The 14,633-nt window shown below is 68.2% G+C and carries 14 protein-coding genes; 9 read left to right on the forward strand and 5 right to left on the reverse strand.

Features of this window, described 5'->3' with window-relative positions; translation table 11 throughout:
- Window positions 1-74: 74 nt before the first annotated feature.
- Window positions 75-839, reverse strand: coding sequence for a TatD family hydrolase (locus AAIL17_RS00620; RefSeq protein WP_424680860.1), 765 nt, complete (start codon window positions 837-839; stop codon window positions 75-77).
- 189 nt (window positions 840-1,028) lie between these two features.
- On the opposite strand from AAIL17_RS00620, the gene AAIL17_RS00625 reads away from it, so the two are divergent.
- Together AAIL17_RS00625 and AAIL17_RS00630 are read left to right on the forward strand one after the other, a co-directional pair.
- A complete protein-coding gene (locus AAIL17_RS00625; protein WP_424680861.1) occupies window positions 1,029-1,619 on the forward strand; it encodes a glycine zipper 2TM domain-containing protein in 591 nt (196 codons plus the stop codon).
- 79 nt (window positions 1,620-1,698) lie between these two features.
- Window positions 1,699-2,181, forward strand: a complete 483-nt coding sequence (locus tag AAIL17_RS00630; protein ID WP_424680938.1) for a glycine zipper 2TM domain-containing protein — start codon at window positions 1,699-1,701, stop codon at window positions 2,179-2,181.
- Between the two features lie 71 nt (window positions 2,182-2,252).
- On the opposite strand, the gene AAIL17_RS00635 is transcribed toward AAIL17_RS00630, so the two are convergent.
- From AAIL17_RS00635 to AAIL17_RS00650, 4 genes are all read right to left on the reverse strand, one after another.
- Window positions 2,253-2,687: a cell wall hydrolase gene (locus AAIL17_RS00635; RefSeq protein WP_424680862.1), complete on the reverse strand. Its 435-nt coding sequence runs from the start codon at window positions 2,685-2,687 to the stop codon at window positions 2,253-2,255.
- Window positions 2,688-3,393: 706 nt separating this feature from the next.
- Entirely contained in the window at window positions 3,394-4,029 is a 636-nt protein-coding gene (locus tag AAIL17_RS00640) for a 2OG-Fe(II) oxygenase (RefSeq protein ID WP_424680863.1), read from the reverse strand.
- Window positions 4,030-4,169: 140 nt separating this feature from the next.
- Window positions 4,170-5,054: a formate/nitrite transporter family protein gene (locus AAIL17_RS00645; protein ID WP_424680864.1), complete on the reverse strand. Its 885-nt coding sequence runs from the start codon at window positions 5,052-5,054 to the stop codon at window positions 4,170-4,172.
- 63 nt (window positions 5,055-5,117) lie between these two features.
- Entirely contained in the window at window positions 5,118-5,819 is a 702-nt protein-coding gene (locus AAIL17_RS00650; RefSeq protein ID WP_424680865.1) for a pirin family protein, read from the reverse strand.
- Window positions 5,820-5,989: 170 nt separating this feature from the next.
- On the opposite strand from AAIL17_RS00650, the gene AAIL17_RS00655 reads away from it, so the two are divergent.
- From AAIL17_RS00655 to lysS, 7 genes are all read left to right on the forward strand, one after another.
- Complete coding sequence (locus tag AAIL17_RS00655) at window positions 5,990-6,634, forward strand: methylamine utilization protein (protein ID WP_424680866.1); 645 nt, start codon at window positions 5,990-5,992, stop codon at window positions 6,632-6,634.
- A 4-nt stretch (window positions 6,635-6,638) separates the two neighbouring features.
- Complete coding sequence (locus AAIL17_RS00660; protein WP_424680867.1) at window positions 6,639-8,972, forward strand: putative bifunctional diguanylate cyclase/phosphodiesterase; 2,334 nt, start codon at window positions 6,639-6,641, stop codon at window positions 8,970-8,972.
- Between the two features lie 32 nt (window positions 8,973-9,004).
- Window positions 9,005-10,201: a hypothetical protein gene (locus AAIL17_RS00665; RefSeq protein ID WP_424680868.1), complete on the forward strand. Its 1,197-nt coding sequence runs from the start codon at window positions 9,005-9,007 to the stop codon at window positions 10,199-10,201.
- Between the two features lie 209 nt (window positions 10,202-10,410).
- A complete protein-coding gene (locus tag AAIL17_RS00670; RefSeq protein ID WP_424680869.1) occupies window positions 10,411-11,385 on the forward strand; it encodes a sulfotransferase family protein in 975 nt (324 codons plus the stop codon).
- Window positions 11,386-11,505: 120 nt separating this feature from the next.
- Window positions 11,506-12,631 (forward strand): peptide chain release factor 2 gene (prfB, locus tag AAIL17_RS00675; protein WP_424680870.1). Its coding sequence is split into 2 segments (ribosomal slippage): window positions 11,506-11,580 and window positions 11,582-12,631, totalling 1,125 coding nucleotides; the frame shifts between segments, so codons are not numbered across the junction.
- Window positions 12,632-12,671: 40 nt separating this feature from the next.
- Window positions 12,672-12,989, forward strand: a complete 318-nt coding sequence (locus AAIL17_RS00680; protein ID WP_424680871.1) for a hypothetical protein — start codon at window positions 12,672-12,674, stop codon at window positions 12,987-12,989.
- A gap of 89 nt (window positions 12,990-13,078) precedes the next feature.
- Window positions 13,079-14,590 carry a lysine--tRNA ligase gene (lysS, locus tag AAIL17_RS00685; protein WP_424680872.1) on the forward strand — a complete coding sequence of 504 codons (1,512 nt, stop codon included), beginning with the start codon at window positions 13,079-13,081 and terminating at the stop codon, window positions 14,588-14,590.
- Window positions 14,591-14,633: the final 43 nt, after the last annotated feature.

Below are 14,633 nucleotides of genomic sequence, written 5' to 3' on the forward strand. Positions count from 1 at the left end.
AATTTAGCGCGGATGTGCGAGACTGGCAAGTACCGATGTCGCCGTCCGAACGCATCCATGCGTCCGGACAGGAATCAATGCGGCTCCGGCAATCCGAACAAGCGGCGGGCGTTCGCCGTGGTGGTGGCTGCGACCGCTTCGCATGGTTCGCCGCGCAGCTCGGCGACGACCGTCAGGGTGTCCAGCATGCGCAACGGTTCGTTGCGTTCGCCCTGATGCCCGGCGTTGGGCTGGTCGGGCGCATCGGTTTCCAGCAACAGGTGTTCGATCGGCATCGTGGCGACGAGCTGGCGCAACCGCTTTGCACGCGGGTAGGTGACCGGGCCGCCGATGCCGAGCAGGAAGCCCATGTCATAGAGTCGCTCCGCCTGCTGACTGCTGCCGGCGAAGCTGTGCACGACGCCGCGGAGCCCGGGGAAACGGCGCAGGGTCAGCACCACTTCCTCCACGGCGCGTCGGGCGTGCACGATGACCGGCAGATCGAACTCCCTGGCCAGTGCCAGCTGCGCGTCGAAGTAGTAGTGCTGCAGCTCTTGGTCGAGCTCCTCCACGTAGAAGTCCAGCCCGATTTCGCCGAGTGCGACCGGATTCCGCTCGTGCAGCCACGTGCGCAGGGCGTCCAGGTGTTCCGGACGATGCTGCGCAAGGAACAGGGGGTGCAGGCCAAAGGCGGGCGCCAGCCCGGCATGCCGCTGGCACAATGCCGCTATGCGCGGCCAGCTCGCCGCATCGATGCCGGGAACGACCAGTTGCTGTACCCCGGCCCGGGCGGCGCGTTCCAGCACCTGCGCGCGGTCCTCGTCGAAGCTTGCGTCGTCGATGTGCGCATGGCTGTCCACCAGCCATGGGGGGGCGGGGGAGGCGGGCGTATCTGAGCTGTCCGTCACGCGTTCGTCACCTGCGCTGCGCATAGGGATGGAATGTCTAGGCCGTATTCAGTATGTCGAAGGTTCAATGTTCCCGCAGGTGAATGGTGGACGCATGGCGCGCCTGCCACGCCGCATGAAAAAACGAAGGAGAGGCAAGTCATGAACAGGTTGATGGTCAATGCGCTTCAGGTGGGGATCGCGGCAGCGTTCGCGATGGGCATTTCGGCTTGCAACCGCGACGCCAGCGCCGATGCGGGCCTGGCCAATGGATCGTCCAGCGCCGAGGCCGGCAATGCCGACGCCGGCGCCAAGTACGCTCGCGTGGTGAGCGTCGACCCAGTCCGCAAGACGGTGAACAACCCGCGCCAGGTCTGCCACGACGAAGTGGTCACGCACAGCGAGCCGCCGAAGGACCAGCACCAGATCGCCGGCACGGCGATCGGCGCGGTGGCCGGTGGCCTGCTCGGCCACCAGGTCGGCGGCGGCAAGGGCAAGACCCTGGCTACCGTGGCTGGCGCGGTCGCCGGCGGCTACGCCGGCAAGAAGATCCAGCAGAACCGCCAGCACCCCACGGAAACCAGCACCACCGAGCGCAAGTGCGAAACGGTCAACGACTCCAGCACCAAGGTGGTCGGCTACGACGTGCGCTACGAGTACAACGGGGTCACCCGCACCGTGCGGATGGACCACGACCCGGGTGACCGCGTCCAGGTGCAGGAGGGCGTCGTCGCCGTATCCGACGCGCACTGATGCGCTGACGTGATCTACGCGGTCCATGGACGGACCGCGCGCGATCATCCGCACACATCCACCGAGGAGTCGCGCCATGATGATCAACCGATCCCGCAACTTCGCCCTCGCCGCTGCGCTGGCGGGCAGCCTGGTTCTCGGCGGCTGCGCCACCGGTCCATACAACAACGGCGGCTACAACCGCGGCGGCTACCAGAGCTCCGGCTACGGCAGCACGCGCTGCCAGAACTGCGGTGTGGTGCAGGATGTCCAGCAGGTCTACGTGCAGGACAGCGGCCACGGCACGCTGGGTGCGGTGATCGGTGCCGTCGCCGGCGGCGTGCTGGGCAACCAGGTCGGCAAGGGCAACGGGCGCAAGGCAGCCACCGTCGCTGGCGCGGTTGCCGGTGGCGTGGTCGGCAACCAGGTCGGCAAGCGTACCGGCAACGGTGAGATCCCGGCCTGGCGTGTCACGGTACGGTTGGACAACGGCCAGTACGCCACGGTGACGCAGAAGGAAGATCCGGGACTTCGCGTCGGCGACTATGCGCAGGTTCGCGGCGACCATGTCTACGCCATGTAATATATGGACGTATAAACGTCCAAAAAGAAAGGCCCTCTCGCGAGGGCCTTTTTGCTGCCGGAAACCGGTTGTCAGTTGACCGCGTAGAAACGGTGTTCGCCGATGGTGGTGCTGGTGTGGTTGAGCGACCAGGTCGGCGCGATCGCCACGGTGGCGAAGTGATCGGCATGTGGCACCAGCAACTGGCGCTGCGCCAGCGGTAGGGCCCAGTTGTCCATCGAATAGCCGGCGACCTTCCAGGCCTTGGCGAAAGCCTTGAAGTTGGAGATGTCGTACGAACCGGGCGTCGCCGTGATGGCGAACTGGTGAGGCGCGGCCACCACTTTGCAGACGGTATCGCCCCAGCGGCCGCGTTCGCGGCGGCGCAGTGCGACTTCCGCCACCGCGAGCTGGCCGATGGTCGACTCGCTGCGCGCCTCCAGGTACACGGTCGTCGCCAGGCACGCCTGGTCGGCAACGGGCTGGGGCAGTACGGACGTCAGCCACAACAACATGGAAAGTTTCATTGTCTGCCTCCAGCTTGCTGTACGCGCGGGATGAAACTTCCATCACGTGCGCCGTTGCGGTGGACGGGCGGGCAGGCCGTTACCACCTGGATTGATCGCCACGACCGAAACGAGAGTCGTGACGCTTTGCCACGGGACTGTGGCGTTTGCCGGTAGGTTCCGAACCGGCGTGATCATGGCGCGCGCACTGCGAATCGCGACCGGATGCGGTCTGCCAGATTGCGGCTGCTGCTTTGATTGTTCCGCGTCTTGCGGTCGTTCCATCCGGCGGTGGGGCTGCCGGGTCGCGCCGATCCGGACCCCTCCGGTTCGTCGCGTGCAGATGCCCGTGAGCGATGGGCATCATCGAAAGTCGGCGGGAGCGTAGTGGCGCCGAGGCGTGCTGGCAAGTGCCGGGTAGGACGGATTTAGATTCGACTCACCTTCATCCACGGCGCATCGCCGAAGGGTGAATGTGCGAGCGCGCGAGACGATGCAAATCGGCAAACCGCGCGTGGATAGCGGTTCGATAGTCGCGTATCTGCATCGCACGTCCGTGAGCGCCGTGTGCACGCCGCGTGGTTGAACGGAAGTCGAACGTGCGACCGCTTGCCGCACTTTGCAGGAACGGTGCTACCGCTCGCGGCCGGATCTGCTGCGATCAACCGCAACCGTCGTCGGCCTTGGCATCTTTCGCGCAAGGCGGGCTCGTCCTGCGCGATTGCTGCTATGCGTTTGCATCGTGGAAGATCACGCCGAGCGTATGCCGATTGCCGCTGTGCAAGCGGCTCACGCCGTGGCGCATGTTCACGCGGTAGCAGCCCCGTGCGCCGCGCACGGGGCGCTGGTGCACGGCGAAGAGCACGGCGTCGCCTTGCGACAGCGGCACCACCTCGGCGCGCGACTGCATGCGCGGACGCTGTTCGGTCAGCACGAATTCGCCGCCGGTGAAATCGCTGCCGGGCGCGGACAGCAGAACGGCAAGCTGCAGCGGGAAGACGTGCTCGCCGTAGAGGTCCTGGTGCAGGCAGTTGTAGTCGCCCGCCTGGTAGCGGAGCAGCAACGGCGTGGGACGGGTCTGGCCGGCGACATGGCAGCGTTCGAGAAACGCTTTATGCGTCGGCGGGTAGCGCACGTCGATTCCCATGGCCTCGTTCCATCGGTTCGCCAAGGGCGCCAGTTGCGGATAGACGGCCGTGCGAATGGCTTCGACCGTCGCGGGCAGCGGGTAATCGAAATATTGGTACTCGCCGCGCCCGAAGCCGTGCCTGGCCATCACCACGCGGCTGCGGAAGTGCTCGCGTTGCGGGTAGAGCGCAGCCAGTGCGCGACAGGTTTGCGGCGCCAGCAGGGCAGGCAGCACGGCGTGGCCATCGGCATCGAGTCGGGCATGGACACCAGTCCAATCGATCGCGTGCAGTCTGGCCGTCAGGGAACTGGAGTCTTCGATCATCGCGCGAAGTTACGGTGCGCTGGAAATCTGCGCTCTCCGTTTCTTGCGCTTCAATGCTCCTCGGCCTCGTCGCCGCGGACCTGGGCATGGCTGATCAGCGCGAAGATGCAACTGCCGCCGACGACATTGCCGGCCAGCGTGGGCAGCGCGAAATGCGCGACGAATCCCGCAACGGAAAGTCCGCCGGCGAACATCAGGTAAAAGGTCTCCACCGAGCCGACGATGATGTGGGTGAAACCGCCCAGCGCGATCAGGTAGGTGGTGATGACGATGACGCTGATCCGGGCATGCTCCGCGGCCGGCAACAACCAGACCATGGTGGCGATCAGCCAGCCGGCGACGATGCCCTTGGTGAACATCTGCAGCGGCGTGTTGCCCATCACTTCGGTGCCGATGCCGCGCAGCGCCGACTGCGTCGCCTCGTCGAACAACTGCATGTGCAGGATGCCGTACGCGAACAGCGCCGTGCCGACCAGGTTGCCCGCGAACACCACCGACCACAGCCGCAGCAGCGAGCCGAGCTTGCGCAGGCTCGGATGCGTCATCAGCGGCAGCACCGCGGTCATGGTGTTCTCGGTGAACAGTTGCTGGCGCGCCAGGATCACAACCAGGAAACCGAACGGATAGCCCAGGCTCTCGATCAGGAACGCGCCGGGCATGCCTTCCAGGTAGCGGTGCAGCAGTCCGCGCGCCAGCATCGAGAAACCCATGGACAGACCCGCCGCCAGCGCCGACAGGCTCAACGCCAGAAGGCCACGGCTCAGCTCCTCTTCGCCTTCCAGGCGGATCGTTTCGTGCAGCACGGCGACCCGCGGCGGACGCTTCTGCTCGACCTCGCCCTGTTCCTTGCGCGAGAGCGAAAAGCCGTCGCGCGCGTCGGCCTCGTTCGGGTCGGGTGCGTCGGCGCCGCGTGGGCGCCCGGTCGGCGGTGGCATCGCAGGGCTCCTCATCCGGCGAGCCCTGCAAGCTACGTGGCGGCGCGTGTGCGCGCCGTGGCCTCAGGCCGGCACGTCGACCAGGACCAGTTCGGCATCCTCCAGTGCAGTGACGTGCAGGACCGGTTCGTCGCGGATGGCGGCGCCATCGCGTGCCTCCAGCCGCACACCATTGAGCTCGACCGCACCCTTGGCCGGAACCAGGTAGGCGTAGCGGCCAGCGGCCAGGGCGTAGCCCGCGCGTTCGCCGGCGCGCAAGGTGGCGCCCAGCACGCGGGCACGGGCGCGCAGGGGCAGGGCGTCGCCGTCCTCGGCAAAGCCGCTGGCCAGCGGCACGAAGCGGCCGGCGCGCTCGCCGGTCGGGAACGGCCGGGCGCCCCAGGCCGGCGCGCCGCCGGGCTGGTCGGGAATGATCCAGATCTGGAAGATGCGGGTGGTGCCCGGCTCCATGTTGTATTCGGCATGCGCGATACCGGTGCCTGCGCTCATCACCTGCACGTCGCCCGCGACGGTGCGGCCCTCGTTGCCGAGGTTGTCGCGGTGGCTGATCGCGCCTTCGCGCACGTAGGTGATGATCTCCATGTCCGCATGCGGGTGCGGCGGGAAGCCGCTGCGCGGCGCGATGGTGTCGTCGTTCCACACCCGCAGCGCGCCCCAGCCCATGCGCGCCTGGTCGTGGTAGCCGGCGAAGGAGAAGTGGTGCTTGGCGTCCAGCCAACCGTGGTTGGCGCCGCCCAGGGTGTCAAAAGGCCTGCGTTCGATCATTTGCGTGTTCTCCTGCCGGACGGGAAACCGGCCCAGACCACCAAGGTAAGGCCGCGCCGCCGGCACTCAAATGCGCGCCGGTTGAACGGATCGTTCGCCGGCTGGCACCCATTGACCGGGGCGCGGAGGCATGGGTTAGGCTAGCGCCGGGGATCCAGGGGAGGCGCGTCATGCGCTGGCGAGTGGTGGTGGCTTGGCTGCTGATCGGCGGCACGAGCCCGGTGTGGGCGGGCCAACTGGTGGTGCGGGTCAGTGACACGGGCGGGCATGCCGTGGGCGACGCCGTAGTGACGCTGACGCCCGCGACGCCGGTTCCCGCGTCGGCCGTCGCGCCGTTCACGCGCTACGTCGACCAGCGCGACGAGACGTTCATCCCCTACGTGCAGGTGGTTCGCCCGGGCGACCGCGTGGTGTTCCGCAACAGCGACGGCACCCGTCACCATGTCTATTCGTTTTCCGAGGCCAAGGCGTTCGAGTTCCTGCTGCGTCCGGGCGAGAGTTCGCCGCCGCTGACGCTGGACAAGCCCGGCCTGATCGCGGTCGGCTGCAACATCCACGACCACATGATCGCCTACCTGTTCGTGTCGTCCGAACCGTCGCAGGTGACGCCGTCGCAGGGCCAGGTGACGTTCGACCACCTGCCGCCGGGGAACTACACGGTGACGGTGTGGCATCCCCAACTGCGGCCGGGCCAGGCCCCGCCGCGGGAGATGCGCACGGTGGACGCGGGAGAGCAGGCGCAGCACGCCGACTTCGCCTTGTCGCTGATCCCCGACCCGCGCGGCTTTGCCGATCGCGAGCACCTGGACTACTGACCCCATGCGCGCCGCCGTCGGCTTCCGCCTCCGCCTCGCGCTCTTCTTCGTCGCCACGCTGGTGGTCGTGCAACTGCTCACCGCCGCGCTTGTCTACGGCGTGACTCGGCGCGCGCTGGTGGGCGAGGGCGAGCGCCAGCTGGCCGCCAACGCACAGACGTTCGTCGCGCAGATGGACGATCTCTCGGCCCGCGTGGCCGGCAATGTCGAGGTGATGGCGCTGGATTACGCTTTGCGCTCGGCGATCGCCGAACGCGACCACGGCACCGTGTTCTCCGTGCTGCGCAACCATGGGCGGCGCGTGGGCGCCTCCCGCATGCAACTGGTGGGCCTGGACGGCATGGTGGAGGTCGACACCGCCGACGCCCGCGCCAGCGGCCAGCGGTTCGCCTTCCCGGACCTGGCCGAGCATGCGTTCGACCGGCGCACGGCAGCGGTGGTGGCCATGCAGGCGAAGGCCTACTGGGTGGTGGTGGTGCCGATCTACGCGCCGCAGCCGGTCGGCCTGGTGGTGGTGTACGTGCCGCTGGACGACGCGTTGCTCGCCCACCTGCGCGAGCTTTCCGCGCTGCCGGGCGACATCGAGCTGGCGGTGCGGCCCGGCACCTCGGGCTGGGTTGCCGCGGCGCAGGGGCTGAAGCACACCGGGCTGGTCGCCAGCCTGGCCGGCCAGCAGTTGCCGACCCACCCGGCCGTGCGCCGCATCGGCGGCAACGAATACCTGGTGCTGGCGCAGCCGCTCAGCCAGGCGCGCGCCAGCGCACCGGTGGTGGCGGTGCTGGGCTACTCGCTGGGCGATGCCTTGCGCCCGTTCCGGGCGGTGGTGATCGCCTGGGCCGTCCTGCTCGGCCTGGGGCTCGTGGTCGGCCTGATCGGCGCCTGGTTGACCGCGCGCAGCGTATCGCGTCCGGTGGAAGCGCTCGCCGGCGCGGCACGCCGCATCGAAGCGGGCGACTATCGCGCACTGCCCAGGCTGGACCGGCGCGACGAGCTTGGCCAGCTCGCGGCCGCCTTCGGCACCATGGCCGAAGCGGTGCGACAGCGCGAGGAGCACATCCGCCAGCAGGCCCTGCACGACCAGGTGACCGACCTGCCCAACCGCCTGGCCGCCGAGGCCGCGATCGACCGTGCGCGCGATGCCGGCACCACCCACGGCGCATTGCTGATGGTCGGCCTCACGCGCGTGCCCGATATCGTCAAGACGATGGGCCACGGCCTGTGCGATCGGCTGATGCGCGAGGTGGGCGTGCGGCTGGGGCGGGTCGCCGCCACGGCCTACCTGGCACGTGCCACGGACACGCAGTTCGTCGCCTGGTTGCCGGGCGCCGACCGTACCGGGGCCGTTGCCGCGGGCCTGCGAATCCTGGATGCGCTCAATGCGCCGTACGCGGAGGCCGACGTCAGCGTCGACACCTTGCCGGCGATCGGCATCGCGATGTACCCGGAAGACGGCGCGCTGGCGTCGGTGCTGCTGCGCCACGGCGAGGTGGCCCAGTTCGCGGCGACCGGCTCGACCCGCGCGCTGGCGTTCTACGACGCGGCGACCGACCCGCACCGCACCGAGCGCCTGTCGCTGATGGGCGAGCTGCGCGAGGCGCTCGACCACGACCGGCTTACGCTTTACTACCAGCCCAAGCTGGCGCTGGCCAGCCGCCGCGTGGACGGCGTCGAGGCGCTGGTGCGCTGGCACCATCCGCGCCGCGGGATGGTGCCGCCGCAGGATTTCATCGGCATGGCCGAGGACACCGGCAACATCCAGCGGCTCACCCGCTGGGCACTCGCCGCCGGTATCGCGCAGGCCAGCCGCTGGCATGCGCGCGGGCTGGCGCTGAAGGTGGCGGTGAACCTGTCGGCGCGGGACCTCGGCGAGGCGGAGTTGCCGCTGCGCATCGGCCGCCTGCTGTCCATCCACGGCCTGCCGCCAGGTCAGCTCACCGTGGAGATCACCGAGCGCGCAGTGATCGGCGAGCCGGAAACCGCCATGCGCGTGCTCAAGGGGCTGGCGGACCTGGGCGTCGGCATCGCGGTGGACGATTTCGGCGTGGGCCAGTCCGCCTTCGCCTACCTGCGCCACCTGCCGGTGAACGAACTGAAGATCGACCAGACCTTCGTGCGGCATCTGGCCCGCGATGCCAACGACCAGACCATCGTGCGTTCCATCGTCGAACTGGGCCACCGGCTGGGCTTCGAGGTCACCGCCGAGGGCGTGGAGGACGAGGGCGCGCTGGAGCAACTGGCTGCGATCGGCTGCGACCATGCCCAGGGCTTCTTCATCGCGCAGCCGTTGCCGGCGTCGGAGCTGAGCGGTTTTCCCTTCGAGCGGGCCGGCGTCGCATGAGGCGCCTGTGCAGGACCGCCCTGGGGCTGGGCTTGCTGACTGCATGGCCCCTCGCAGGCCGGGCGCAGGACCTCAGCCTGCAGGGGTACCTCGACGGCCGCCTGGTGGCGGCGCCGGCCGAGCGCAGCTGGGTCGAGGGCGGGCTCGGCAAGACCCGCTACGGTGGCGGTGGCGCGCAATGGCGTTTCGGCGGCGCCGCGCTGGTCGGTACCGCGCAACTGACGCCCTCGCTGCTCGCCCTCGCAGGCGTGCAATTGCAGGACGGCGACCGCACCGGCATCGACGTGCTCGAGGCCTACCTCCGCTGGCGCCCGGTATCGACCACGCGCTGGCGCGGCTCGGTCCAGGCGGGCGCGTTCTTTCCGCCGGTGTCGCTGGAGAACGACGCGGTCGGCTGGACCAGTCCGTGGACGATCACGCCTTCGGCGATCAACAGCTGGGTGGGCGAGGAGTTGCGCGCGACCGGCGCCGAGGCGCGCATCGAGCGGCGCGGGCAGGTTTCAAGCTGGGAGCTGCGCGGCGCGCTGTTCCAGCGCAACGATCCGGCCGGCAACCTGCTGGCGATCCGCGGCTGGTCGCTCAGCGACCTGACCTACGGTCTCGGCAGTCGCCTGCGCGAGCCGGATGCCTACGTGCGTGACGACGGCGACGTGCCGCCGATGCGTTACGACCCCTTCCGCAACATCGGCAACGCCTGGGGCAACTATGTCCAGCTCGACTGGCGTGCGCGCGGCTGGGGCCGGCTGAGCCTGATGCACTACGACAACCACGCCGACCCCCAAGGCTGGGTTCCCTACGAAGGCGGGCACCGCCTGTACGCCTGGCGCACCCGCTTCTGGAGCCTGGGCGCCACCGCCGATACCGGCCCGATCACCTGGATCGCCCAGGCGATGGACGGCGACACCGTGATCGAGCCGGTACCCGACCTGGTATTCACCACGCGCTACCGCGCCGCCTTCCTGCTGGCCGGCTGGAACCGTGGGGCCTGGCGGCCGGCGCTGCGCTGGGACCACTTCAGCACGCGCGATCTCCCGCAGGCGCCGGGCACGCACGAAGGCGAGCACGGCAACGCGGTCACCGCCGCCCTCAACTGGCGCCCGCGCGATTGGCTGCGGCTGACCCTGGAGGCGCTGCACATCGACAGCATCCGCACGGTCCGTGCCGACTATGGCCTGCCCCCCCATACCCGCGGCACGCAAGTGCAGCTGAGCGCCCGGCTGTTCTACTGAACGGTTTTTTTTGCACGTTTCACGAGGAGCCCACGGTTCCTTCCCGGCACCTTGACCAATCCCCTGCGCCAATCGCATGAACCTGCGGCAACGACACGAAACACCGTCGTGACGGACTGCCGGGCAGAGGGGCTGCCGCATCACCGACGCGCCGCGACATGCGACGTCGCCAGGAGGAGGGGCACAGGGAGGCGATCATGAGTTGCACGATGAGCAATTGGGTCCTGCCGGACCAGCTGCGTACACCGGACTTCATCATCGGCGGGGCCATGAAATCCGGCACGTCCACGCTCCACTACATCCTCGGCCAGCACCCGCAGGTGTTCATTCCCGACCGGGAAGTGAACTTCTACGACATCGACAACCTGTTCCAGCACCCTGACTTCAATTACTTCGATGGCGCCAACTGGGTCAGCCAGCGGCTGGACGACGATCCCGAACGGTTCTGGAAGTGGTACGCAGCGCATTTCGAAGGGGCAGGGGAAGACCAACTGGTGGGCGAGGACTCGACCACCTATCTGTCCTCCGAAATCGCGGCCAAGCGCATCGCGATGCAGAACAAGCAGCTCAAGCTCATCATCCTGCTGCGCCATCCGACCGAACGCGCCTACTCGCAGTACTGGCACATGGTGCGTACTGGCCGCGCCGCCTACAGCTTCGAGGACACGCTGCGCTACGACCCGTTCTCGGTACTGCAACGCAGCCTGTATCTGGACCAGCTCAAGAAGTTCTTCCGGCACATAGCGCCTGAGCGGGTGAAAGTGGTGATCTTCGAAGAGTTCATGGCCGACAAGCAGGGCACCTTGCGCGACATCTGCGAACACATCGGCATCGACTACCGCCGGCTTCCTCCGGCGGCCGTCGAGGCGCACATGAATGGCTCGCTGCTCCCGCGCCATCCGCTTTTCGCACTGGCCAAGAACCGCTTCTTCCGCGCCGGCGGCAGCATCTCCTATCGCGCGCATCTGCCGATGCGCCCGACCATGGCAGGCGCACACCTGAGCCTCCCGCGGCTGGTCAACCTCGCCCATCGCAGCATCAATCCGCTGGTAAAAGCCAAGCCGCCGGGCATGAAGCCATCCACCCGGCGCCTGCTCGACGACTACTTCGAGCGGGAACTGGACGGGTTGGATGAACTGCTCGGACGGCCGGTGATGTCGCGCTGGTTCGGCCAGAGCGCCTAGCGATCCCATCCAGGCCTCTGCAAAAGGCGCCGCCGCGTATCCGTCCGCGGCGGCGCTTTGCTATCCTTCGCCGTTCCCGCCAGCGCCCGCCGGGCGCCACCACCACGGCCATACGTTTTCATGATCGAGACCAATCCGATCCTCGCGCAGATCGCGGACCTGACGGCCCGCGTCGAGTCGCTTAGGGGGTATCTTTGACTACGCCACCAAGCGTGAGCGCCTCGAAGAAGTAAGCCGCGAACTGGAAAGTCCCAACGTCTGGGACGACCCGCCGCGCGCGCAGGAACTGGGCCGCGAACGCGCCCGCCTGGACACCGTCGTCACCGGCATCGACGAGCTCACCGCCGGCCTGTCCGACGCGAAGGAACTGCTCGACATGGCTGCCGCCGACGGTGACGAGGACACCGCCCGCTCGGTCGCCGATGACGTGGAGAAGCTCGAGGCCCGCGTGGGCAAGCTCGAGTTCCAGCGCATGTTCTCCGGCAAGATGGATTCGAACAACGCCTTCGTCGACATCCAGGCCGGCGCCGGCGGCACCGAGGCGCAGGACTGGGCCGAGATGCTGCTGCGCATGTACCTGCGCTGGGCCGAGTCGCGCGGCTGGAAGGTCGAGCTGATGGAAGTCTCCGGTGGCGAAGTGGCGGGCATCAAGTCGGCCACCTTCCGCGTCGAGGGCGACTACGCCTACGGCTGGCTGAAGACCGAGATCGGCGTGCACCGCCTGGTGCGCAAGAGCCCGTTCGACTCGGACAACCGCCGCCATACCAGCTTCACCTCGGTGTTCGTCTCGCCCGAGGTGGACGACGACATCGACATCGAGATCAACCCTGCGGACCTGAAGACCGACGTCTACCGTTCGTCCGGCGCCGGCGGCCAGCACGTCAACAAGACCGAGTCCGCGGTGCGCATCACCCACGTCCCTAGCGGCGTGGTGGTGGCCTGCCAGACCGAACGGTCCCAGCACGCCAACCGCGACCGCGCCATGAAGATGCTCGCGGCCAAGCTGTACGAGTTGGAAGTGCAGAAGCGCAACGCCGAGAAGGACGCGCTGGAAGCGACCAAGTCCGACATCGGCTGGGGCAGCCAGATCCGCAACTACGTGCTCGACCAGAGCCGCATCAAGGACCTGCGCACGGGCGTGGAGCGCTCGGACACGCAGAAAGTGCTCGACGGCGACCTGGACGAGTTCATCGAGGCGAGCCTCAAGTCCGGCCTGGACGCCGGCGCCAAGCGCATCGACGCCTGATTCGATCACTGATGACCCGATCACTGACGAGGTGACCTGCATGAACGGCAAGAAGATCGTCACGCTCCTGTTCGCCTGCGCCGGGCTGGCCGTGTTCGGCGCGGCCGCGCAATCGCAGGACTCGAGCGCCGGCCCGTCCATCAAGCAGGACGCCAAGGCCGTCGGCCATGGCGTGGCCGACGGTGCGCGCGATATCGGCCATGCGACCAAGCATGTCGCCAAGAAGGTGGGCCACGGCGCGAAGGAAGCCGGCATCGGCATCGGCCACGGCGCGAAGAAGGCCGGCATCGCGGTCGGCCATGGCGCGCGCGAGGGCTGGGACGCCACCAAGCAGGCGGTAAAGCACGTGTTCGACTAGCGCGTCCGCGTCGGCGCAACGCCTCCCGTCACCCATACATGCCAGAGATATTCGCCGCCCGGTGCAAGCCGGCGGTCACGGAACCCTCCATGAGCGAAGCCACCGATAACCTGCCCGTCGACGAGAACAAGCTGATCGCCGAGCGCCGCGAAAAACTCAAGGCGTTGCGCGGGCAGGGCATCGCCTTCCCGAACGACTTCAAGGTCGACGCCTTCGCCGGCGACCTGCGCAGCGAGTTCGCCGATCACGACGCCGAGGCGATCGAGGCCGCCGCGCGCCGGGTCAAGGTGGCCGGCCGCATCGTGCTCAAGCGCATCCAGGGCAAGGTCAGCTTCGTGCAGATGCAGGATTTCACCGGCCGCATCCAGCTGTTCGTCCACCAGGGCACGGTGGGCGAGGAAACCTACGAGGCGTTCAAGGGCTGGGACGTGGGCGACATCGTCGGCGCCGAGGGCCAGTTGATGCGCACCAAGACGGGCGAGCTGTCGGTCAAGGTGGAGCACCTGCGCCTGCTGACCAAGAGCCTGCGCCCGCTGCCGGACAAGTTCCACGGCCTGGCCGACGTCGAGCAGCGCTACCGCCAGCGTTACGTCGACCTGATCGTGACCGAGGAGGCGCGCCGCACCTTCGCGCTGCGCTCGCGCATCATCGGCTACATGCGCAAGTGGCTGGAGGCCGAGCCGCGCCGCTTCATGGAGGTGGAGACGCCGATGATGCACGTCATCCCCGGCGGCGCCATGGCCAAGCCCTTCGTCACCCACCACAACGCGCTGGGCATGGACCTGTACCTGCGCGTGGCGCCGGAGCTGTACCTCAAGCGCCTGGTCGTGGGCGGCTTCGACCGCGTCTACGAGATCAACCGCAACTTCCGCAACGAGGGCGTGTCGACCCGGCACAATCCCGAGTTCACCATGCTGGAGCTCTACCAGGCCTACGCCACCTACCACGAGATCATGGACCTCACCGAGGCGGTGATCCGCGACACGGCGAAGCACGTGCTGGGCACCACCGAACTGACCTGGGAAGGCGCGCAGATCGACGTCGGCCCCGCCTTCCGCCGCTGGCGCATGGAAGACGCGGTGCTGGAGCACAACCCGGAGATCCGGCGCGAGGAGCTGCGCGACCGCGAGGCGCTGGCCGTGCATGCGGCGCGACTGCGCATCCAGGTCAAGCCCGGCTACGGCTGGGGCAAGCTGCTGCTGGAGATCTTCGAGAAGACCGTCGAGCACACCCTGGTCCAGCCCACCTTCATCACCGACCACCCGGTCGAGGTGTCGCCGCTGGCGCGCGAGAGCGACGCGGACCCGGGCATCACCGACCGCTTCGAGCTCTTCGTCAACGGCAAGGAACTGGCCAACGGCTTCTCCGAGCTCAACGACCCGGAAGACCAGGCGGCGCGTTTCAAGGCGCAGGTGGAAGCCAAGGACGCCGGCGACGACGAGGCCATGCACTTCGACGCCGACTACATCCGCGCGCTGGAAGTCGGCCTGCCGCCGACCGGCGGCCTCGGCATCGGCATCGACCGCCTGGTGATGCTGCTGACCGGCTCGGCCTCGATCCGCGACGTGCTGCTGTTCCCCTACATGCGCCCGGAAGCCTGACCACCGATCCCCAAAGAGCGGATGGGTGCGACCTGCCAGATGC

The organism is Frateuria sp. YIM B11624 (genome assembly GCF_049727805.1).
In the GTDB taxonomy this organism is placed as follows: Bacteria; Pseudomonadota; Gammaproteobacteria; order Xanthomonadales; family Rhodanobacteraceae; genus Frateuria_A.